This is a genomic window from Microcoleus sp. FACHB-1515 (assembly GCF_014696105.1).
Classification (GTDB): Bacteria; Cyanobacteriota; Cyanobacteriia; order Elainellales; family Elainellaceae; genus JAAUTJ01.
On sequence record NZ_JACJPO010000055.1, the window covers coordinates 1 to 22,038 of the forward strand.

Annotated in this window: 25 protein-coding genes; 12 read left to right on the forward strand and 13 right to left on the reverse strand. The window is 51.5% G+C overall.

The window, feature by feature from the left end; genetic code table 11:
* The 4 genes from H6F67_RS18415 to H6F67_RS18430 form a co-directional block, all read right to left on the reverse strand.
* The coding region (locus tag H6F67_RS18415) for a ParA family protein (protein ID WP_190768090.1) at positions 1-132 on the reverse strand (132 nt) is incomplete at its 3' end.
* Between the two features lie 152 nt (positions 133-284).
* Positions 285-1,061, reverse strand: a complete 777-nt coding sequence (locus tag H6F67_RS18420) for a Uma2 family endonuclease (protein ID WP_190768091.1) — start codon at positions 1,059-1,061, stop codon at positions 285-287.
* 304 nt (positions 1,062-1,365) lie between these two features.
* Positions 1,366-1,992 (reverse strand): response regulator transcription factor, encoded by a 627-nt coding sequence (locus H6F67_RS18425; RefSeq protein ID WP_190768092.1) that lies wholly within the window; start codon positions 1,990-1,992, stop codon positions 1,366-1,368.
* A complete protein-coding gene (locus H6F67_RS18430; protein ID WP_190768093.1) occupies positions 1,989-2,978 on the reverse strand; it encodes a sensor histidine kinase in 990 nt (329 codons plus the stop codon). Before H6F67_RS18430 ends, H6F67_RS18425 begins: the two co-directional genes overlap by 4 nt.
* 464 nt (positions 2,979-3,442) lie before the next feature.
* Between H6F67_RS18430 and H6F67_RS18435 the strand changes: the two genes are divergently transcribed.
* The gene (locus H6F67_RS18435; RefSeq protein WP_190768094.1) at positions 3,443-4,093 is read left to right on the forward strand and encodes a hypothetical protein; all 651 of its coding nucleotides are present in this window, start codon (positions 3,443-3,445) and stop codon (positions 4,091-4,093) included.
* Positions 4,094-4,934: 841 nt separating this feature from the next.
* Positions 4,935-6,242, forward strand: coding sequence for a fasciclin domain-containing protein (locus H6F67_RS18440; RefSeq protein WP_190768095.1), 1,308 nt, complete (start codon positions 4,935-4,937; stop codon positions 6,240-6,242).
* Between the two features lie 194 nt (positions 6,243-6,436).
* Here H6F67_RS18440 and mobV read toward each other — a convergent pair whose 3' ends face one another.
* Positions 6,437-8,173 carry a MobV family relaxase gene (gene mobV / locus H6F67_RS18445; RefSeq protein WP_190768096.1) on the reverse strand — a complete coding sequence of 579 codons (1,737 nt, stop codon included), beginning with the start codon at positions 8,171-8,173 and terminating at the stop codon, positions 6,437-6,439.
* A gap of 168 nt (positions 8,174-8,341) precedes the next feature.
* On the opposite strand from mobV, the gene H6F67_RS18450 reads away from it, so the two are divergent.
* Genes H6F67_RS18450 through H6F67_RS18460 form a run of 3 tightly spaced genes read left to right on the forward strand, consistent with a single transcriptional unit; the run spans position 8,342 to position 10,475 of the window.
* Positions 8,342-8,938, forward strand: coding sequence for a hypothetical protein (locus H6F67_RS18450; protein ID WP_190768097.1), 597 nt, complete (start codon positions 8,342-8,344; stop codon positions 8,936-8,938).
* 5 nt (positions 8,939-8,943) lie between these two features.
* Positions 8,944-9,681, forward strand: coding sequence for a mobilization protein MobD-like protein (locus H6F67_RS18455; protein ID WP_190768098.1), 738 nt, complete (start codon positions 8,944-8,946; stop codon positions 9,679-9,681).
* A complete protein-coding gene (locus tag H6F67_RS18460; RefSeq protein ID WP_190768099.1) occupies positions 9,678-10,475 on the forward strand; it encodes a DUF6753 family protein in 798 nt (265 codons plus the stop codon). Before H6F67_RS18455 ends, H6F67_RS18460 begins: the two co-directional genes overlap by 4 nt.
* Positions 10,476-10,533: 58 nt before the next feature.
* On the opposite strand, the gene H6F67_RS18465 is transcribed toward H6F67_RS18460, so the two are convergent.
* The 6 genes from H6F67_RS18465 to H6F67_RS18490 all read right to left on the reverse strand — a co-directional run bounded on the left by H6F67_RS18465 (position 10,534) and on the right by H6F67_RS18490 (position 15,748).
* Entirely contained in the window at positions 10,534-12,555 is a 2,022-nt protein-coding gene (locus tag H6F67_RS18465) for a hypothetical protein (protein ID WP_190768100.1), read from the reverse strand.
* A gap of 324 nt (positions 12,556-12,879) precedes the next feature.
* Positions 12,880-13,647 carry a hypothetical protein gene (locus tag H6F67_RS18470; protein ID WP_190768101.1) on the reverse strand — a complete coding sequence of 256 codons (768 nt, stop codon included), beginning with the start codon at positions 13,645-13,647 and terminating at the stop codon, positions 12,880-12,882.
* 112 nt (positions 13,648-13,759) lie between these two features.
* The gene (locus H6F67_RS18475; RefSeq protein ID WP_190768102.1) at positions 13,760-14,305 is read right to left on the reverse strand and encodes a Uma2 family endonuclease; all 546 of its coding nucleotides are present in this window, start codon (positions 14,303-14,305) and stop codon (positions 13,760-13,762) included.
* Positions 14,306-14,316: 11 nt separating this feature from the next.
* Complete coding sequence (locus tag H6F67_RS18480; RefSeq protein ID WP_190768103.1) at positions 14,317-14,898, reverse strand: Uma2 family endonuclease; 582 nt, start codon at positions 14,896-14,898, stop codon at positions 14,317-14,319.
* A 31-nt stretch (positions 14,899-14,929) separates the two neighbouring features.
* On the reverse strand, positions 14,930-15,553 hold the full coding sequence (locus H6F67_RS18485) for a Uma2 family endonuclease (protein WP_190768104.1): 624 nt from the start codon (positions 15,551-15,553) through the stop codon (positions 14,930-14,932).
* Positions 15,554-15,565: 12 nt separating this feature from the next.
* Entirely contained in the window at positions 15,566-15,748 is a 183-nt protein-coding gene (locus H6F67_RS18490) for a ribbon-helix-helix domain-containing protein (protein WP_190768105.1), read from the reverse strand.
* A gap of 218 nt (positions 15,749-15,966) precedes the next feature.
* On the opposite strand from H6F67_RS18490, the gene H6F67_RS18495 reads away from it, so the two are divergent.
* The 7 genes from H6F67_RS18495 to H6F67_RS18525 all read left to right on the forward strand — a co-directional run bounded on the left by H6F67_RS18495 (position 15,967) and on the right by H6F67_RS18525 (position 20,948).
* Positions 15,967-16,968: a ParM/StbA family protein gene (locus tag H6F67_RS18495; protein ID WP_190768106.1), complete on the forward strand. Its 1,002-nt coding sequence runs from the start codon at positions 15,967-15,969 to the stop codon at positions 16,966-16,968.
* A 3-nt stretch (positions 16,969-16,971) separates the two neighbouring features.
* Complete coding sequence (locus H6F67_RS18500; protein WP_190768107.1) at positions 16,972-17,241, forward strand: hypothetical protein; 270 nt, start codon at positions 16,972-16,974, stop codon at positions 17,239-17,241.
* A gap of 75 nt (positions 17,242-17,316) precedes the next feature.
* Positions 17,317-17,640 (forward strand): hypothetical protein, encoded by a 324-nt coding sequence (locus H6F67_RS18505; protein WP_190768108.1) that lies wholly within the window; start codon positions 17,317-17,319, stop codon positions 17,638-17,640.
* A complete protein-coding gene (locus H6F67_RS18510) occupies positions 17,640-17,945 on the forward strand; it encodes a hypothetical protein (protein ID WP_190768109.1) in 306 nt (101 codons plus the stop codon). Before H6F67_RS18505 ends, H6F67_RS18510 begins: the two co-directional genes overlap by 1 nt.
* Positions 17,946-17,990: 45 nt before the next feature.
* Complete coding sequence (locus tag H6F67_RS18515) at positions 17,991-18,461, forward strand: hypothetical protein (RefSeq protein WP_199304509.1); 471 nt, start codon at positions 17,991-17,993, stop codon at positions 18,459-18,461.
* 14 nt (positions 18,462-18,475) lie between these two features.
* Positions 18,476-19,249: a hypothetical protein gene (locus H6F67_RS18520; protein ID WP_190768110.1), complete on the forward strand. Its 774-nt coding sequence runs from the start codon at positions 18,476-18,478 to the stop codon at positions 19,247-19,249.
* Between the two features lie 70 nt (positions 19,250-19,319).
* Positions 19,320-20,948 carry a hypothetical protein gene (locus H6F67_RS18525; protein ID WP_190768111.1) on the forward strand — a complete coding sequence of 543 codons (1,629 nt, stop codon included), beginning with the start codon at positions 19,320-19,322 and terminating at the stop codon, positions 20,946-20,948.
* Positions 20,949-21,022: 74 nt separating this feature from the next.
* On the opposite strand, the gene H6F67_RS27405 is transcribed toward H6F67_RS18525, so the two are convergent.
* Positions 21,023-21,430 (reverse strand): hypothetical protein, encoded by a 408-nt coding sequence (locus H6F67_RS27405; protein WP_199304510.1) that lies wholly within the window; start codon positions 21,428-21,430, stop codon positions 21,023-21,025.
* A 3-nt stretch (positions 21,431-21,433) separates the two neighbouring features.
* Positions 21,434-22,038, reverse strand: a 605-nt coding sequence (locus H6F67_RS18535; protein ID WP_190768112.1) for a ParA family protein, incomplete at its 5' end; no start/stop codon positions are given.

Consider the following 22,038-nt stretch of genomic DNA (forward strand, 5'->3'; position numbering starts at 1 on the left):
AGCTAAGCTGCCCTGTGGATCGGTGTCAGCGACAAGAACCTTATGCTGCTGAGACAAGATTGCTGCGAGTGAAAGAGCTGTGGTGCTTTTGCAGCTTCCGCCCTTACCAGAAGCGATCGCCACGATTTTCATGATTATTTTTGACACACTTCAATGCGGTCAGTATGTCACAGACTTCAAGAGTTGCAAACTCACAAACTTACAGAGTTTGGAAGTTTGTGAGTTTGCGTCAAAATGCGCTGCAAATCGACCAAACCCAAATCCGAAGCTCAACGTACTTCCATCTAAACCTCATCAGGATCGATGCCTAGTGCCCGTAGTCGTTCAGCCAGTCGGTCTGCCCGCTGACGCTCAATCTCTTGACCTTCCGCACCAGTGGGAATGACGCGACCCTCGCGATCGCACCACCGCAACCAGAGCCGTGTGATCTCCTCCTCAAACTGCCCTTCCCATAGCGTTAGCCCCAGGCCAACTCCCTCCAACCAAATCGACTCACCAATCGCAGTAATGTCTGCGGCTGAAGTCAGTTCTGTGTAGCCTGTTGGCGCGATCGTCCACACCCGCAGCAGCGCTCCGTTCATTTCATCCGCGCCCTGAAGCTGCTTGAGCGGATCAAACACCACGTAGTAGCGGACGCCAATTCGAGCGTACAGGTCTTTCTTGACGGTCGTTTTCCCTTTTTGCTGCGACTTCCGGCTCAGCGTCAGTTCATCACCCTCCTGGTTGGAGACAATTTCAATGCACACCTCCGGCAGCTTGCCGAACTCCCACACGAAATAGGAACGGTTTCGCCGCTGCGAGAAGTCGTCGGGGCGCTGCACTCCTAAACTCAACAGCGCATCGGGAACGACAGGCTCACCTTTGAGCTTATAGAACAGTCCCACATTTGCCGCCGCCAAGAAGGGGGCGGGAAGCGCTTTGGCACTGTAGAGTGGTTCCACCAGCAGTCGCTGCTGTTCCTCCGATTGAAAATTGTCCACAGGGGTATCGTCCTCGATCGCAAGGTGGCTAATGTCAAGCTCGGTGACGATCTCATCTGAGTCCAGTAATTCTTGAGTCATGGCAGTGACCAAACCCGATGTTTCATTATCGGCTGAATCCCGGCAAGACGGCCTTCTTTCGACGAGGGATACCCAGCGATCGAGGTGAAATACTACAATTGTGCTACAAACGCTGGCTTAAAACTGGACTGAAGGACGTACTACAACGCACTCGAAACCCGCATTCTTTCGTTGCTGCTGGGGCGATCGCCAGTCCAGGCCAGAAAACGCTGCGCTCCTTGTGCTGACTGGGGTTGAGTCATTTAGTGCAGCTTTGACTAATTGCTTTAGAGAGCAAATCTACATTGACAAATGCGATCGCGCTTCAAAGCAGATTGCGTTGTGCCCAGAGTGCGGCGGCAATGCGATCGCGCATTTCCAACTTGCTCAAAATTTGGGTGACATAGTTTTTCACCGTTCCTTCACTCAGGTAAAGTGCTTGTGCAATCTCTAGGTTATTCCTGCCTTCACCGATGAGTTTCAAAACTTCAATTTCTCGTTTGCCCAGTGAACTGGGCGCATTGGGGGAAGCAGGTGCTTTTAATTGAGAGAAGGCTTTCGTTGCAATGGTGGGGCCAAGTTGACTGTAACCTTGGGAAACAGAGCGAATCGCAGTGGCAATCTCAGGCGCGGGTGTCCGCTTGAGGAGATAGCCTAACGCTCCAACTTGCAGCGACTGGAGAATGTATTCATCATCATCAAACGTTGTAAGGACTAAAATCCGAATCCAGGGATAGCATTCGTGGATGATTTGAGTTGCCTGCACCCCATTACAGATCGGCATTTGCACATCCATCAAAATGACGTGCGGTTGCAACCGTTTCGCCATTTCGATCGCTTCTTGACCATTGGCCGCTTGTCCCGCAATTTCTAGATCTGGCTCAACTGAGAGCATCGTCGCGAGTCCTTGCCGGAAGATCGCTTGGTCATCTGCTAACAACAGCCGAATCATAGCGGGAGCGTGATGTGAATTTGAGTGCCTTGAGCCGCCTCAGTTTGCAGGTCAAATTGACCACCGAGGAGTTGAACACGCTCGATCATACCCTGAAGCCCAAATCCGGGTGTAAAAGCAGTTTTATTAAATCCAATGCCATCATCGACGAGATCGATCGCAATGCCTCGATCGGTTTGATGGGCAGAAAATTGAACGCGAGACGCTTTGGCGTGTTTCTGCACGTTCATTAATGCCTCTTTGACAAGGCAATAGATTTGATAGCTTTGATAAACTGGCAGATTCGGAAGATTGACTTTCCACTCTACTTTTAGCGTAGAAGTTTGCCTCAGTTGTTCAATTAGGGCAATTAAGGCTTGATTGAGATCAAAGTCAGATTCGCGCATTCGGCTTAAAGCTTGACTGACATCCTCGATACATTGCCGAGCCAGTTGTTTTGCAGTGTCAACGGCTTCAAACGCTTGGGTTGGGTTGTGCGATCGCAAGGTTTGCGCCACAGCAAGCTGAGTATCTAAATTGGTTAATGTGTGCCCTAAAGAATCGTGAATTTCCCGTGCAATGCGTGTGCGCTCTAAGGTTGCTGCGAGTGATTCAACTTGTTCTGAGAGTTCTTCAATTTTCTGATCTTTTTTCTGCTGAATGACGACCATTTGACTCAGCATTAGAGTGAAGAAACTAGCCGCCGCATAGATCGCTAATGTAAAAATTGCAAAGCGAATTGGATCGATCGAATCGAGACCGGATGAAGCTTGTAGTTGATGCGATTCTCTTGCGTACTCATTAAATGCCCAAGGAATTGCGGTTAGCCCAACCAGCGCGATCGCCGTCCGCCGCCCTAGCAGGAAGTAACTTTTAGCTACATAAACTTGTAAAAACAAGCCCAGATTCACACCAAACAAGCCTGCCCCTAACACCGTACTCATTGCGAACAAAACATAGCTGAGGCGTTGCCATTGAGGGCGATGAAGTGGAAAAACCCAACTCATCAGAAAAAGCGTGACACAACCGCCTAATACGATCGAAAAATTATGATTCGATGCACTCAGCAACAGCCCCAGATGACCAATGAGGAATGTCCATTCTAGAGATCGAAAAAATTGGGAAAGCGATCGCAAAAAAACCATATTGACCAAGTGTAGTGTCTGAAAGTTCCCTCTAATTATCGTTACTGTACTGCATTTTTTCTAGTTATTGACCATGACCTGGGTCATGGTTTTCCATGCCTCATCGGACTACTTTAGGGTCTGTCTTCTAGCTAGAATGCTGTTCACAACCACCGAAGCACAATCAATTGAAACATGGCTAAAAAAAGGTTGCCCTGATGATTATCCAGCTTCGCAGATTAATTCAGAACCAAACTCAAGCTCAATTCTGAATTAGAAGAAGTCGTGCCATCAAACGATTTCTGTCAAACTCTACTCTCTCAACTCATTCTTTTGGAGATTGTTCCATGAAAGTCACTTCTTCGTCTAAAGCAGTTCGCACGATCGTCTTGGCGGCTCTCGTTGCTGTGGTGGGTTATGTAGGGCTACAAAAACCCGCCAATGCTCAACTTCAAACTCAGAGTGAACCTGCTCAGAGTGCTTGTGCGATCGCTTCTGAGCAAGCGCCAAATGGTGTCTTCGACGGTGTGAATCTTTCTGCAAGACAATTTGCTGCTTATGATGCAGTCATCAATCGGTATAACACTCAAGTCGTGCCTCGGCTCGATGCGAGGGCTGAACGAGTCATCAAACCTGATGCAATGGTTGTGTTTATTCCACAGCGAGGTGTCGAAGTCCCGTCTGAAGTGCAAAACGCAATTAGCACTGAAGTGATAATTGCCACACCTGCCCAAATCGACGCATTGACTGCAAGATACAGTCAGTATGGAAGCTTCTTTCCGGAACAAACGCTGGTTTACAGTCAAGCACTGTTTGAGGAGTTTGAAAGAGAGAGTCAGGCGTTGCAAAATCAGATCCTTGCTGTGATGACTCCTGAACAACAACAGAGATATCGACAGAACCAAACAGCCTTCCAAAGAAGCAATGAGGCTTGTGGTCTCAGCAACAGCCCTTTTACCAGGGTCGGAAACTCCTATGAGATGGGAGGTTTGTTCTAAACAAAATTAGCGACAAAAAGCGAACTCACGGTGTAGTTCAAAGCCTTGACAACGTTCTAGTTCCATCGATTGAACAGTTCAAGCAATATCTTCTCTCGACCTACTTCGATTTGCCCGGAAATCAATCTCCGGGCAATACACCCAAACAGAAAGACGACCAACATGAAATTTTCCCTGCTTTCAAAAACGCTTGGTGCACTTGGTTTGATTGCTGCACTTTCCGCTTTAGTCAGTGTGAGTGGACAAGAACCTGCTCAGTCTTTAACTTGAGATTTCTGATATGAAATTCATTTCCTTGTCTAAATCAGTTCGATCGATCGGCGCGATCGCCGTTCTCTCTTTAATGTTCGGTACTGCTGTTCAACAATCTGCTCAGTCTCAAAACCGAACTCAACTTGAAGCTCAACCTTCCGCCCAAAATGGGAATTCCCAAAATCTCATCAGTTGTATCCCTGGGTTTGAAACTGCCTTGTCCTACGACTTCCAGGGCATCACATTCACGCCTGAGCAAGAGTCTGCATTCCAAAGATTTTCAGCCGAACTCAATCGAAGGTCGGAAACGGAGCTTGGGACGATTCAAACCGATCCTAATTTTGGGGGAAGTTCTCTCCAAGTCTCGATCAGAGAGGAATTTGTTGGGACTGAGGGCGATCGCATTGGGCCAGAAATTTCTGCCGCACAGGACGAGATGATCCGTAACAATGTTCCTTTCACGCGACAAGTAGAACTGCTCACCCAGCAATTCGGTCGGTACGCTACGTTCTCCACTGACCAAAGATTGCTCCTCACCCGCGAGCAAATCGCAACTCGATCAAGGCTCAAGCGTGAATTTGATGCTCAGATGATGTCTGTCTTGACTCCAGAGCAGCAGGCGATCTATCGGGCAAATCTGGCAAGCGATCGCAGTCTTGGAACCTGTGCGGCAACCGCAACGGACAGCGTGAGCCAGCAAAGACCCGCCCAGTCTTCGGGTGCTGAACTGACGATCGCCGAAATCGTGTCCCAAAGCGGCGGTCAGTATGACAGCAATCCCGAAGACTTCGACATCTTGCTCAACGCAGTCAAACAGACGGGTCTTGTCGATGCCCTCGCAGACCAAGCGGCGAATTTGACTGTGTTCGCGCCCACCGATGCGGCTTTCTTGAAACTCTCTCGCTTCTTCGGCTACCAAGGCAACGATGAAGCCGCTGTGCTGGACGTGATTAACCAAGAGTTCGCCAGAATGAATCAGCTTGACGTTGCCAGAGGCGGCAGCAACCCCAACGCTTTTAATTTGAGAGATGTGCTGCTGTACCATGTCTCTTCCGGTGCAAAAAACCTGGATGCCCTTCAGCAATTGCCAGGTGACAAAAGCATGGCAACGCTGCTTAACTGGGGGGATAGGCCAGTTAACGCCAATCGAATTGCCTATGTCAATGGCAACCTGATTGACGCTGCGCCGAACTTAATGGCTCCTAGAATTCAAGAGAATCTCCAAGACATCGCAGCCCGCAATGGGGTGATTCAAGGAATCGATCGCGTTCTGTTTCCCTACTTCCTATCAGGTCAATTTCCAGTCTTGCCCAGGACGCAACCGCAAGCAGGCCAGCCAACGACGATCGCAAGTGTTCTCGCTCAGAGCGGCAGTGGCTTCGATGACAATCGCCAGGATTTCGATATTTTGAACAAGCTGCTGGCAACGGCTGAAATTGCGGATCTCTTCGCAGCCCCGAACGCGAACCTGACGCTTTTTGCGCCCACGGATGCTGCTTTTATCGAGTTTGCGGAGTTTACCCTTGGCGGGGTTGACCAGGGAACTGAAGATGCAGAGTCGAAGGCATACCGCCAAATCATCAACGTTATTCAGCAAGTGGATCAAGTGACGACACAAGAGGTATTTGTGGGTGGTGATGCAGTCCCGCTGCTGCAAAAAGTGCTCCAATATCATGCCTCCGCAGGGGCAAAGACCGCTGAAGAGATTCAAGCTGCATCCTCGATTCCCACATTGCTCAACGGTGCTGCTATTACGCCCCAACAGGGCGATCGCGCTCCATCGAGCGACTTGACCAACTCACAGTTCCAGCTTGGCGATATCTATGTTCAGACTACGAACGGCGTCATCCAAAGCATTGACAATGTTCTAGTTCCGTCGATCAAGCAAGCTCGGTAACACATTCTTCAGGTCTACCTCAATTCGCCCGGAGATTAGTCTCCGGGTGAAATACCTAAACAGATCGCAATCAAGGAAAAGCTCAATTGCAACTTTGAAGCTCAGATAATGTTTATCTTCACACCCGATTAGCAAAAGACTTGTTAAGAAAACCTAGTTATCAAACGTTAAATCATTGAAATTCGTAATTCCAACTACTCGATGCCACGGTCGTCATTCAATTCATAAATGCGTTGGCGGGACTTCATGAGTTGCTGTTGTAACTGCTGAAGGTGAAGCTGCAAATCCTCATTCCAATCCTTTACGTTGGAAACATGGCGCTGCGCCCCTGGTAACTCCGCTTGCAACCGCTGGGCGATCGCCTCACCAGCCGCGTCATTATCAAGCGCCAACACCACTTCAGGCAATTCCTTCAACCGCTCTAAGGGAACACTGCCAGAGCCGTCCGTCGCCAAGTACAGCGTGTTTTTCTTCGACGGGTACAGCACGGCATAAGACAAGGCATCGATCGGAGACTCACAAATCACGGCTCGCTCTGGGTTGTCCGCTCCAACCATGAAACAACCTTGTGTCCGGCGTGTTCCAGCCGCCAGCCCTTTGAAGCTATTGTTTTCGCCTGCCGTACCCCTGAGCGATGCGCCTGTCACCTCACCCTCAAACGACATTCGTAGAAAAACGGCGTTTTGGTGTTTGTCTGCGTAGAGCAATCCATCCTCATGCAGCCGATCGATCAAGGCGCTGGGCAGCTTGCGCTTTTGAATCAGGTAATTCCTCACCTGCTGCCAATGCTGTTCGTCTGGTTGGGGCGGCGTGAATGATTGGGGCGGCTGCTCTTCAAGGGTGCGCTCCACCTGTCGGGCGATGGTCTGTGAAACCTCAGCTCTGCCAAAGCGATTGTGCAGCCAGCCGATCGCATCCGTGAAGCTGCACCGCTCCATCTGCATCACCAAATCGATCGCGCCACCGCCGCCGCGCATCTCGCCAAAATCATAAAACTTGCTGCCCGTGATGTTAATCGTGCGGCTTTCGTCTTTCCACTTGCGCTTATCCTTGGAGTCGGGGTCGAAGCCTAATTCGATCGCCACATCAGCCAGGGGAATTTCTCGAAGCTCGGCAACCCGCGCTCGATATTTTTGCTGCCAGTTTTGCGCGGCCTGCCGCTGGTGATGCGCCTCAACTTCTAGATCTCGAACTCGCTGCTGCAACAATTCCTTTTCACGCTCTAGCGATCGAGCCGTGCGCTCCAAATCGTCATTCTCTTTCAGCACACGAGCGCGGTCAGCGAGCTGGTGATGAATTTCGTCCTGCGACAGTTCTTGATCCGGCTCTTTGGTAACGGCTGAGTAGTAGTCCTTGACCTGCGTGTGCGTTGCCCGACTCCCCTTGATGCCGCGCTCCAACCCCAAGTGCGCGACTGCCTGAGCGTAGCTGTCCTGCAACTGAGAAAGCTTTTTGCGATCGCCAAATAAACTCTTGCAGTTCAGCTTATCCTGGTCATCCAGGGGAACCAGATAAATGTGGATGTGGGGCGTAGCCTCGTCGAGGTGCAATTCGGCTCGCACCACGCGATCGCCGTACCTTGCCTCCAGCCATTCGCCTACCGCATCCTTCCACGTCTCTAGCTGCTCAGAGTCCCATTCACCCGCTTTGCCGCGATCCCCCGGTCGAAAGTACTCAGGACTGGCCGTGAGCATCATTTCGACGCAAAGAACGGCATCGGTGCGAATCTTCTTTCCTCCATTGCTGCCGATTCGGGCAAACACCTCATTTTCTAAAAGTGCCCCTTCTGCTACTGGGGAGCCGATAAACCGTTCATTAAATTTAGACAGGTCGGCGTTCGGGGTGTCACGGGTGCGCTTAGTATGAGATTCAGAGGCGGCGATCGCCCCTCCGCTTTTGAGCTTGGCAATTCGACAGATGGCTTTCGGCATGGCGAGGGGAAGGATATTTCTTTTCCGAGTAGCTGGGGGTCGGGGGTCTCCCCCGCGAACGAACCTTTTTTCGAGTGTAGCGAAGCGGAACGCCCCGTAGGGCGAAAAAAGGTGTAGTGAGTACACCAACTCTGGCTACTCGGAAAAAGACAGCAGCAGGAATCTCACATGGTTACAGTTTTTGATATTGAAACAGAGGCAATCATGGTAGATAAAACTTCAACTCAGAAAATCAAAGTTAAAACGATCGAGAAGGCGATTGAGACTCTGGCAGCAGTGCCAGAAAAGCCAAAGGAAGAGGTATCGCTTCGAGAGGCAATTGAATTTATGAAGGAGACGCTCGTACAGCTACTCGATCGCGGGTATAGCTACGAAGAAATCGCGGAGATGTTAAAGGAAAGTGAAATACAGATCAGTGGCGCAACTCTGAAACAGTATCTCGGTGCTAAAAAACCAAGAACCTCTGCCCAAACAGGCGTTAAGTCAGATGGAAGTAAAAATAGAAAAGTCGATGGAAGTAAAAGCAGTTCTAGCAAGAAATTAGAAAAGCTAGGCAGCTCTCAAGGTAAACAAAAAGACGAGCAAACTAAAGTGATTGACGAAGCCAGTTTAGATGAAAAAAGCAATGATGCTAATGAAAGTAAAGACAGTATTTCAGTGAACAAAGATGAAGCCGCCCGATTAGTGCCAAAAGAAGAAAATAAATCTACAATGAAGAAGTCACAATCCTCTAAGAAAGCGGAGGATGAGTTTAGTAGTTATTAAAGTGTATGAAGCTACATTTCATCAACGCTGAAAAGGGTGGTGTCGGCAAGTCTTTTATTACATCCACGTTTGTTCAGTATTTAACGACTAAAGGCGTTTTATTCTATCTCGTTGCAACCGATCGATCGAACCCGACCTCTACGAATCGGTACAAGGATCGCGAAGATTCTCGGATCGTCAAGCCGAGATATCAAAAGTTCTGGGATGACTCCGTTCGCTTCGTCATTTTCAGTGAAGCTGAGAAGAGAGAGGATGCGCCCGATGAGCTGTTTGAATTGGCGATCGAGCGGGATGTCGTCGTTGATCTAGCGGCTCAAACATTTCGCCCGATGAGCCAGTGGATTACGAAAAAGAATATTTTTCAGTTGGCGAAGAAGTATAAAGTTGAGTTTCGCAACTGGTTCGTGTGTGATGGCGAAGACGACTCAATCAATTTGTTTCTCCAGTCGATTAATTACTACCAGGACAAAATGCCCCACATCCTGATTAGAAACTGGGGACGTTGCAGCGACTGGGAATACTTTGAAGAGAACACGGAATTGCAGGATGCAATCGAGCAATACCGAGTTCCGGTGATCGATTTTCCTAAGCTCTCGGACGGCAAGCGGATCAAGATCAATGCTCGGCGCTGGACGTTTGAGGAAGCGCTGGAGTCGCCAGAGTTCAAAATCATTGCCAAGCAGGATATCAAACGTTTTTTGGACGAAGCTTACACTGCCCTCGAATCTTCAGGAGCACTATGAATTCTGATGCCATCCCACCCAAAGACAAAACCCTTCTGGACATGGCTCTAGAAGGCAAGTCGGACACATTTAAGGTGAAGGTGTTCGAGATCGTTCGCAAGTTTCGGCTCGACGCTACCGATCCCAGCTTTCTATTGCTGATTAGCACTGGGCAATTACAGGCGTTGCTTGAAGAATTTCCGGACGCATTCGAGGCGCTGTTTATGAGGCTGCTGGAGAAAATGCAGCAGAAATATCAGCAGATGGTGGACGGGCTGCAAGCGGAAATCAAAACCGTAAAAGACATCGCGGAAGGGGTGCAGACGACCAACGAGGAGCTTGCCGAGGACCTGAAGACGGCGATCGAGGATCTGCGGCAGTTCAGCAAGGATCATGAACAGGCGACGATCGAGCGCGTCGAGCAGATTGTGACGCTTGCAAAGGCGCAGCGTGAGGCACTGACAAGGGAAGTGAAGCAGCGTGAGGAAGAAGAGCGTAAGAAAAGGGGAGAAGCCTACCGAGAGGCTCTGCAAAAAAGCGCAAAAACGTTGATCACTGAGGCTGGAGCCGCACTGAAGTCGAAGCACGTTCGAGAGCTAATTCTGCCGCTGGTATTGGGGGCACTCGTCTTCACTGGGCTGGGTGGATGGGTTGGGAGAACCATTGGACAAAATCAGTTGCGTTCCGAATACGGCTATCAATGGGCGATGGAACACTACCGAGTCAACTACCGTTTCATCCAGGAATGCGAGAAGCAAAGGCGGACGACATGCAACGTCAACACGATCGCGCCTGGAGTCGTCCCAGGCGGCTAAGCAGCCTCGGCCTACGTCGATGTCTTGCAAGTGAATCGATCGCCAATGCGGATTTAGGTTACTCCAATTGGCGAAGCTCCAGCAGCAGCAGGATTAATTCATCATCGGTAAGCTGGCTTTGACGTTTACCGTCAAACCAATCGGCAACATAGGACTTTAGCGCTCCAGCATCCCACAGCAGCCGATGCTGATGGACGTGAATTTCGGCCAGAACTGAACTCAAGTCTTTGGGCTGGTCAGGCTGGTCAATCTGGTCGAGCTGGGGCGCTGGCTCTAGCAGCGAGGTACTAGGTTCCAGTTGAGGAGCGATCGCTCCAGATGGCTCATTTGACGAAGTTTCAGGCTGAGGAGCGATCGACTGAAAGTACTGGTTTGCCTCAGCAACCAGGATAGGGTCGTCACTGTTTGCCCACCGCTGCATCTGCGACCGCTGGGCTTCAGCGGTCGCAGCACACCCCCCAGACCCCCCAAACTTCAAAAGCCTTGCTGCCCACCCTGTAGAGGCGGCAGACTGCGGTACAAGTTCCTTATGCGAGATAGGTGTGAACTTCGCTCCCTGACTGGGTTTCACACCTGTTTCAATCTCTTCAGAGGGTAAAATAGGTGTGAACCTCTGATTCTGTAAAGGTTCTGAGGCATTTATCAGATGTTTTGGATGCCACAAGTCAAGGTGACGGTACAAAGTGCCCCGATCGATTCCGAGCGCTTCAAACGCTGCAACTCGAACCATGATGGCGAGTGGGAAATCGCCTTGCCCTTGCAGTTGGGCGATCGCCTTCAGAATGCGCTCCCGTGCGCCCTGCTGTTGTCGCTGGTTATGGGTTGGTTCGTTCTGGTCGATTGGTTGCGCTTTGTCAATCTTTTTCTTGCCGTAGCCGTAAGGCTCATATTTCGTTTTCTGTACCCAAGTTGCCCACTTCCATGCGATTTTCTCTAGCTCGTGGTTGTGGGCACAGAACTGTTCTCTGCCGGGAAGAGGCAGGATGTAGTCGAGAATTGCAGCGGCGAGGCGAGCGGTTTCCCAGAAAGGATCAGTGTTTAACAGGAAATGTCCAAAGACTCGCAGCAGGCGAGCGACATCGAAAAACAGTTGATTGGTTTGTGCGTGTTCTGTCCAGCCGCGATGAACTTTGGTCAGTAGGTCACTGAGGTATTGATTGCCGCGAACGCTGATTTTTTTGAATCGTTTGGGCTTGGTTGCCAGAATCGCCTCAATGCGATCGCGGGTGATGTCGTTACGGCGCTCACAGCAATTTGCCAGTCGCAGAAACTCCTGCTGCTGATCAAGCCAAATTGAGAGGAGCGGAGCGCAGTCGTTATCGAGGTCGATTAAGTAGCTTCCTGGCTCCTGGAAGGGAAGGCGGATGGCGCTGTATTGGCTCCAGTCTTCTGGATTGTCGCTGTCGATGAAGGTTTTGCTGTTGGGAAAGATTTCAAGGTGTCCGGGCTGAAGGACGAAACCAGCATCTTTAAGCGCGATCGCGACGGCTTCGGCCAGGTGATAGGCATTTTGTTCTTCCTCAAACCAGAACCACAAATGAATCCCGCCGCTGTCGCTGGAGCGAACGGCAATACACTCGACCAAACCTAAGCGGTCTGCCAACACTTGCCGCATTTTGGGAATTGCATACGGGTTTTGGTTGGGGTGGTATCGGCTTTTTACATCGATGTCAGAGACCAAAAAGTGCGTGAGGGCGTGGGGTCGGATGGCGATTAGCTTGCCGCGATTTGCCATCTTCTGAGCGATCGGGTAGCCCTTAACCTCTTTCCAGTCGGGGCGATCGCCTGCTTGCGGTGGCGTCGCCTGCAAAAACTGCCAGGGATTGAAGCGGCTCCAAAAGGGATCTTCTCGATCCGGTCGGGGTGGCACGACAACAGCAAGAACTGGACTCTGCTGCACCTCTGCCTGTGAATGCTCTGGTTCAACCACAGTCGATCGAGGCGGCGTTGGTCGTTGGTTTCGCGACGAGCTGGCAGAGATTGCCCGCTCGATCGAAGGTTCAATCAACAGGTGGACGGGAAGCGTATCTTTGCAGTTCGGACAGAAGTTAGGGCTGGATGGAGAGGCAACTGCAATCATGCTGCATCGCCTCCCAAAGCACTCAATTTAGACGGCATTACTCAAATTCCTTTACTGGATTTTCGTTCCGAAGAGAATGAACGAGAAACCAGGTGCGCCAGCCTTAGAGCCTTAGTATCTCCAAGTCCTTGAGAGGCAAGGCATTGAAGGAATTTGACAAGCAAATAGCAGATTTTGCTATGATTGCAGGTACTACGGCTTGAAGTAGCAGCTTCGCTGCTCTTAAGGTCTGGGAAAAAAGCGGCTAAACTTTTTTGACCTGGTTACGAAAATGCCTACTAGCCCTCTGTCGCGTGGCGATGGGGGGTTTGGCATATTTGGCGGTTATGAAGTGTTATTTTTCTGCTGCATCTGTTGAAGCCGCCAGTCGCGGATAAAAGAAACTAGTTGATTCTCCTCCAACATACAAATAGTGCCTGTCTTGCGGAGAACTAGATACGAGCTACTACCTATATTGGAGTACAAAGATTCTGGGTGCAACCCTAACTTTGTATCTCCCCATAATGCCAAAACTTTGACGAGCGGGCGGCGCGAGTCACGGGATGACCCACCAAATAGATCCCGTCGATTCTTCCGCAGCCAAAGCTCTTGATCGTTAAGTTCTTGTAGAGGGTGAGGTTTCCACTTATTTGAGGCTGTACCGCCTTTACGCTTTATTCGCAGGTCATCCACGTTCTCGCTGAAGACAATTTTGCTGTCTCCTTTTGAGCGGACGGCGATCGCAAAGAAAGTTTTGTCTGGAAATCGCACAAATAGATCTAGGTCTTGCTGCCCTTCAACATCGAGTGAAGCGAAGACCTGAACTCCCTCCTTCTCAAAGGCTTCTAACAGTGTTGGGACGACTCGCTCAAGCTGCGCGGTCTTTTGAACCCCATTCAACGTTGCTGTAGTTGGTGCAAGCCCAACCAAAATCAACGGAGAGAAGAGTATAGAACCGACGATGGCAACTCCACCCCAGCCCAATGCAGCAGCAGAATACAGATCCTTTTGTTGCTGAATCTGCTTGAGCGCTTCCCAGTTGTAAGCTTCTGGAACTGGAGGGTATATGGATGCTGGGTCTACCACAAACTGCTGACAACGGTTTTCTTCCATTGTCAACTGTCTGACAATATTGGTGAATCGTCGAGAGGGAAGTAGTCCAGGTAGATATGCAGCAATTAATTTGCCCACTCATTCATCTCACAATCATCACGACGATCGCGCTCTAGCTCAGTAGTCGTTGTACATCGATCGAGACATCCTGAAATGCCAGTGGCTTGATTGTGCCTTGCATGAACTTTTGCTCTGACTGGTAGCCCGTTGCAGTAGGCGATCGAAAAACAGTCAGTTCCATTTTCTTGAGATTCAGCACCCAATACTCGCGAATGCCTGCGGCTGCATAGGTTTGGGGCTTGACCTCCAAATCCTTCTTCAAACTGGAATTGGAGAACTCAATCAGACAGAAAATATCTTCTGGGTAGGGGTGATGCGCGTCGTACTCGATGTTTTCGCAGATGCACAAGTCCGGCTCTGGTTCCGAGTCGTTCGGTAAGGTGATTGGCTTACCAACTCGCAGCCAAGCGCGATCGCCGAGTAATTTGCGGATGTACCGTTCAGCCCGATCGCTTGAGCTTGCGTGTGGGACGCCTTCGGGCGGCATTTCAACAATTTCTCCATTCAATAATTCGACGTGGCGATCGTCGAGTTCGCCCGCGTCAATCATGCGGTGATACTCGTCAAGTGTTACCCGTCGCTGTGTTGCTGTCGTCATGGCGATCGACCTCACTGAATAGCTGCTAAAAACTCGTTCACCGCGTCGTACTGGTCGTGATAGGTGATGTATCGCGTGAACAGGTCGATCGGAAAGTTTTGCACCAGTTCCGTGTTGCTGACCTTCTCATAGCCATTACTTCTCAGGTGATAAATGTCTAAAACGCCGTCCTCCCAAAACCACACCTCAGTAACGCTCATCCGCCGATAGCCTTCGAGCCGATCGACGCCCCCACTGGTAACAGTCACCTCGAAAACGAGATCGGGATACTGACCGCGAGTGCCAATACTGAAAGACTCGTCAGGCTCATTTCTTGCGCCCTGCTCTTTGCGTCCCAATGTGGGGCCGCCACGACTGTAGAACCGGATGCCTTTCACTCTGAGGTAGTTTTCGAGCAATACCCGCATCGTAGCCTTAGCGTCTTCATGCTCCTCACCGATCGTCATAATCTCCAGCGTTCCATCCAGGTAGACGAGCTTCACCCCAGCCACATCTTCGAGAGAGCGATCGAACTCCTCTAGCTGCTGCCAAGTGAGATCGTGAATAACCCGCGCCTGCTTGGGTTTGGGGAACTGTGTAAGCTGGGTTGTCATGCGTTAGCTTCGCTCCACGTAGTGTTCGCCCTCATTTGCTCATGTCGAAAATTTGCTCAGCCGTCAGTGGCAGGTCAGAAAATAGCTTAGATTCAATGCGGTCTTGCCCTCGAAACACCTTTGGCGTTTGGTATTCGCCGTCCTCAAGCTGGTAAATGGTGATCGTTGGTCGTTTGGGTGAATCAGTGAATCGAACGCCGCCAAACGGCAAATAATCCACAATCCAATACTCCAAAACGCCCAAAGTTTCGTATTCAGCCAGCTTCGTGAGATAGTCGTCCTTCCAGTTGTTGCTGACAACCTCGATAAGGCCTGGAGGCGCAACGTAGGCAGCAGCAGAGCTAGAAATGCCCTTCATCCGCTGCCATTCGTCCTTGGCAAACACAACGATGTCAGCTTTCCGGCTTTTCTCCTTTTCTCCTGGCTCTGCTCCTAGTCGCACCTGTTTGGACTGCCGAGCCACATAAGCCAAGTTTTGCGTTTGACAGAAGTTTTCGAGATACGTGCAAAGCCGCTCGATCAAATCCTCATGGTTGGCATTCGGTTCAGATAGCGGCATTGGAATCCCGTCAACTAGCTCGAAGTTTCTGCCTGAGCCGTCATCCCAAGCCAGGAACTCCTCAAAGGTCAGTCTTTTAGTGACTGTTGCGGTCATGGCGATCGAGCCTCACTTGCCTTTACTGGTTTGCTGTTTTGTCTGCCGCTCTCTCGCAGCCAGCGTCACTAATGCCGCTGCAAGATTTGCAACAGTTCGCACCTCCTCAGCAGCCCAATTCTCCAAGATCTCATGCACGTCATCATCGACAGAGATCGTCATGCGCTTAGTCATATCTGTGGAATTGTTTTGCATAAATCCTAGCTCTTAGCGAACGTTAGTAAAACATTTATGCTGATGGCACTAGAAACAATTTATGCAATCCGCATAAAACGATGTTATCATCCTGAACTAAGAAAGAACTTAGAAAGGACACGGCTAGATCGACCGCTCGATCGTCCCTACTCTGCTTCAATCTGCCTCTACGCCTCATAGAGCCAAGCTTTAGCCCCTACGCGACAGGAAAATTTGCCATGACCCTTGCTTACTCGCAATCCCTCGTGCGGATTGCCAACGAACACACTGAGAACAGCCCGCTCATCCGCCCTGTTGTCTGCTTCGACGGTGGAAACAGAACGATCCAGTGGATCGACCCTGACGGCAACATTCGCCAAATTCCCAGCTACCTCAAGCCGATCGATCCCACTTGGGAGGAAGTGGAGCCGGACGCAAACAGCATCGTGATCGAGTTTGAAAATCAGCACTTTGCGATCGGGCAGGTCGCGAAAGATATGGGCGGAACTCCCACATTCCAAGCCGACAAAATCGAACTTGCCCGCCGTCTCGTCCTGGCCGCGCTGGAGCCAAACCCCGTCAATCAATTCGATGCCCTGCGCGTCGAGCGATTGCTGATCGCCTTGCCCAACTCTCGCGGCGATCTGTCGAGCCTCAAGGCGATCGAGGGCACATACGACTTTGTTCGCAATGGGCAGGCAATCGTCGCCACCGTCCGCCGCGTCGAAGCGATCGACGAAACCCGCGCTGCTTATGCCTACGCGATGCAACAGGGGCTATTCCTCAGCCGCAAGCAGGTTAATGGAGTTTTGGATCTTGGTGGTGGTACATCGATCGCCCGTCTCTACTCGGTTGGCGGCTCACTGATGCGCGAAGCCGATGTCATCTTGCCGGGAACGTTCGACTTGGCTCGCAAGATTGCCAGCCGCATCAATCGCGACTTGTCAACTTCCGCCGATCTGTCGCTCATCATGGACGCGATCGAGCGTAGCGATTACTGCTACGGCACAACTGGCTACAGCTTCGCGCCTGCCTTCGAGTCCGCCCGCGCCGAATGGCTCGACGAGATTCGCGGTCAAATCAAAACGCGCTGGGGTCAGTGGCTCCCCAATCTAGGTGAAGTGCTGATTATTGGCGGCTCTGCCCCGATCGCCCTACCGCTACAGGAAGCCACAAAGCAGCGCTTCAAAATTGCGCCCAACCCGCAGACCATCAGCATCGTCGGTATGGGAGCGCTGTAAATCATGGCGCTCTCTCGAATCATTCTTGACCCCGACATTCGCCACATCGTAGACGCAGTTCAAGCCAAAACGCGATCGCCATCTCCGAGCGCTGCGATCGCCCTGCTGGTGAGTCGCTACGGAAAGCATCTGATCGAGACTTGGGAACTTGACCCAAACCAGTATCGAGACCCGCATCTCGTCACCACTGCCGCCGCTTCCCCGACTCTGCCAGCCACACCACAGCCAGCGCCCGCAATCGAGTTTCAATTCACTGAAGCGATCGACCTGTAGCCAGCCCTCCACCTTCCAAAGTCTCAGGCTGGCTACTCTCCCGCAAAGCACAAAAATTACAGGAGTAATTCAATCATGGCTCAACCTGTTTCCTACTTCATTGAAACGCCTGCAATTAACGCCCTCACACAGCGTTGTGGTGTTTTCTTGGAACGCCTGAGCGCTCAGCAAAAAATGCTGGTCGTTGGCGCGATCGCGGATCACATGGCGTCCGCACACCAGACACACCCAATGCAGAGCAGCATCGAGGCGATCGACCCTGACAACATTCTTGGCGACGGCCTTAAATTCCTGCTGATCAAAGTCGCTGACGAGTCAACCGCTGACGAACTTAACGAACTGATGGCGGCGATCGTGGCTCAACATCGTGACAACATCCACGCCGGAGCCTACGACTGATGCAGGCCGAAACTCTCTCCACCTCAACCGGATTAGAAGTGATGGCTGGCTTCTTCGGTGAAAACTTCCAAGGCTTGAGCAGAACCGAAAAGCTGGGCGTTATTGCTGCCCTGATGCAAGTTGTTTACCAGTGTGAATTCTCGGAAGATTGGACACTGCACGACGAACTTGAAAGCGGGCGATACGAGGCGCTTTCGCCACAGGTCAAAGGCGCAATCCTTGCCTTTGATGAAGATAACCAAGACGATGCGATCGCCTGGTGTACCGCCGTCCTGCTGAAGATGGCAATGCAGCAAAGCAAGTAAGTTTTGCATCTCAAATTCGACACATTCACTAACAAGAATTACCTCATGTCTACGCAGTTTTTCAAAGACAATCCACTCGTTTTAATTGGTGTTGGCGTGGTTGCCGTTGGCCTATTCACAGGTGGCGGCGACAAATTCCAATCGACGCAGCGACAAAGCGCAATGGTGCAGCAGCAGCGGCAGGCCAACAGCGAGCAGCAGATTCAACTGCGGCTCTCGCAGAACCAAGCCCAGCAAAGTGCTGAAATCGCCAACGCCCGCTACCAGTCCGGCTGCGTGATGGTTGTCGCCACCAATTCACCGAGCGACTTCACCACGCTCACTCAAGGCCAGCCTGTGATCGATCGCGTCCGCCAGGTCCCTCTGCCCGACAACACCCTGGTCTGCGATGCCAACGGCATCACGGGCGAAATCATTGGCGGAGTCGTTGATCGCATGGCGTTCACGGGCGATCGCTTGATTGTCGATGCCGCCATGCAGCGGACGGGTGGCCTCTATCGCACACCTGCACAGTAGGAGGAGAAATTGCCATGAGATCCACAAAAGAAAAGGTGCAAGACGCAACTCGTCAGTTTCAAGACCGTGTGCAGCAAGCCTATCGATCGCGTCACTACAACCGCAAATCTGCTCTGCTGGTCTTCATTCTCAATCTCGTTTTCGCCTGCATGATTATTGCCGCAGGGCTATTCATCTTTCTCAACATCCAGCCCTACATTCGAGCGGTTGAGATGTTAGCCAATCAAGCACTCAACTACTCGCTGATTAACTTTGTGATGTCGCTACCGTTAATTGGTTGGCTGCTTGGATTGATCGCCAGCATTGCGACAACCTTGATCGGCGTGGCATTGTGGGCGATCTTTCAATTCTTCGAGTTATTGCCTTGGATTCTAACGAGGGATGCTGACACTTTGCGATCGCTCATCGAGCGGATCGAGCGGTTTGAAGTGCTGGCCGTCAAGCCGTCTGACACGCCGATGGTAGCGGCCTTGAAGGAGCGACACAACAACATCCCGATCGAGTGGGTTGCCCAGGCCACGACCTACGCAGCCATTGCCTACACAATCGACGGCTTGATGAATCTCGTCACCTATCCACCGATCAAGGGTGGTTTAGATGCCGTCTCGCTCTGGCTGCTGGCTCCCAGCATGGCTGATGTCGATTGGGGCAATTTGATCACTGTCGTCATTACCCTGATTGCGGTCGAAGTGATTGTGAAGCTATGGCACTGGCTGCGGCAGGTGTTTGGCTATATGCGCCAGCAGCGACAGGAGCAGCAAGACGAAGCGGCTCAGCAGTCCAACTAATTCCTAAATTCATTTACCGCCCGCCCATCGCGGGTAGGGCGGTTTTTTCATACCATCGAGGCATCGAATCATGAGTAATCAAGACGCAATCGAGAAAATTGAATCGAAACTTGCCAGTGGCGAACTTGCGCCTGACTACCACGTTAAACAGGCGATCGTGAATCGCTACGCTGAAAATCATGGCGGCTTGCAGCTTGTTGGCGGCGTCCTCGTTGCGGTCGTCGGCTTCTCCCTGGTCGGCTGGATGGGTGGCGTTGGCATTGGTCTGATTGCTGCTCAACACCTGATGAACTGGCATAAAAAGCGATCGCAAGACTGGCGGGCGATCGACTCAGGCCAATACGCTCATCTGCTCACACCGACTGAAGCCAAGCTTTACGAGCGCACTTACGGCAAAGGCAGCTTGCAGGCTGCGAAGCAGGGTGATTACTCTCACGCTGGAATCGAACCAGACGAGGCAATTTGTTCCGACGCTGGTGCGATCGACGTGCCCGCCGAGGCCGTCAAAGACACGGTAGAAAAGTCTGAGCCGCCGCTTGATTTCCTTCAGTCCGAGATCGAAGCGCTGGCCGCAGAGGGTGCAGCCGCCATGCCAGAGCCGTCCGAAGATTCATCCGACTCTAGAACCCCACCCCCAATCATGACAGCAACATCGCAGACGCAAGCGTCGCTTGGATCGACGCACGAACTTGCCACAGATAGCGATCGCAAAGCGCTGACGCAGCCTCGCTTTGCCTGGGCGAAAGACTTGCTTCATTTTCCAGCCGTTCTAATTTGGGGACCACAAGGGTCAGGCAAAACCAGCTTCGCTGCATGGCTCCTGCACCAACGCATTGCCGCTGGACATTTGGCCTGGGTGTGCGATCCGCATAAGGAATATGGGCAGTGGAAAGGGTTAAAAGTGGTTGGGGCAGGCATGGACTACGTGGACTGCGACCGCGCCATGCTCGGTTTCGCCAATACTGTCAAACAGGCGTACAAGGCTCGATCGGAGCAGCCTAACTACCAGCCAATACGGGAAACGGTGCTGGTTGAAGAGTTCACCAACTGGTCGCTGCGCTGTGAAAACTCAGCCGATTTCTTCGCCGCCGCACTCTCTGACCTTCGGAAAATCAAGAAAGGCGTTATCTTTGTCAGTCACGATCGATCGCTGGTGGCGCTGGGCAATGCTAAAGGATTCAGCAAAGCCCGCAATAACGGACTGCTGGAACTACAGCTTGAGGCGGTGATCGATCCTGTCACTGGTGAGCCAGTTCCGGCACTCAAGGGCAAGCTGAAGCATCCAGGCAAGAGCGCGATTGAAGTTGAGATCAGCACCGAGATGAACGGCTCAATGGATTTTACGGCAGCACTGGCACAGCCCGCACAGCCGCAGCCGGATGTAAGAGATCGGTTGGAAACGATTTTCCGCGCCTCGGAAAGCGATCGACCTGAGCCGGAAATTTCCACCGCGCCGGAAAACGAGGAAAGCCAGCCGGAAAGCGAGTTTCCAGGCTCAAACGGCACAGAGGAAAATTTCCACTTCGAGGATTTCCAGCTTGGAAAAGCGCTGTTTTTGGCTGTAAAGGCGGAAATGGAAAACGGGAAAGGCAAAGCGGCGATCGTGCTGGAGGTGCTGGAGTGTCCTGGCCGCAAGTATCGATATGGCTGCGCCTGGTTTGACGCCCTGATGCAAAAGCATGGTGGACGACAAGCATAATAGCGCTGTCTCCAACTTGACTAAAGCGGTTGCTTCAAGTTTCGAGGCAACCGCTTCAACTATCTTCGTTTGCGTTACTCGCGGGGCGGCAGCCCAAGCGACCTAAGTAGTTCTTCTTCAGTTGTGCCCTGCAATTGCTCTGCGTTCTCCAGCAGCAGATCGATCGCCACCCGAATCAAAGTATTTTCGGTCAGACGCTCCCCCTTGCCCTTCCTGGCTCGATTCAACTTGCGAGTCACAACAGTGAGGTTGTCTAACTGCGAGAGGCGCAATCGCACCTCCTTCCGCTCCAGTTGCAAATACTTGGCGGTTCCAGAGTTTGAGGGTTCAAGAGTTTCGGACTCTGTAACTTTCGGACTTTGAATCTCTGTAATCACTGGGGGTGCTGCCTCCTGCTGCTTCGAGGAAATTGAATCTTCTGGTAAACTCTGTAAGTCCGAAAGCTCGGAACTCAGTAAGTCTGTAATCTTTTTCTTCGGCATGGCTTACACTCCCATTTCTCGTAGGAGTTCGCTGGCAACACGCCGATAGTCGTCGGCTGCATCCTTTGCGCCGCTGCCACGATATTGAGTGATCAGCTTGCCCTCAACGATCGCCCGCTCATGCGCCACAAAATTTCGAGCGATCGCGTTGAAGACCGGAACTCCAGCCGCCATCAATTGACTTTGAATTGATAGAGCTTCATTGATGCGGCGACTATCAACCCTGGCTAGCAAAACTCGATAGGGAGTCCCCAATGGAGCGATCACCTGCTTAATCGTTCGAGTCAGTTCTCGAATATCGAGCGGAGAGGTGGGGCTAGGCAAAACGGCAAAGTCAGATAGCTTGACCGTCACGCTCAGTGCTTCGGAGGCGAGCGCTGGGGGTGTATCGCACAGCAAAAAGTCGTACCCGCCTATCTCGCGAAACCGCCCTAAAACCTTCTGATCAGTTTCACTTACAACATCGAATTCAGCATCGGAACGCTCAGCTACCCAAGCTAAGCTGCCCTGTGGATCGGTGTCAGCGACAAGAACCTTATGCTGCTGAGACAAGATTGCTGCGAGTGAAAGAGCTGTGGTGCTTTTGCAGCTTCCGCCCTTACCAGAAG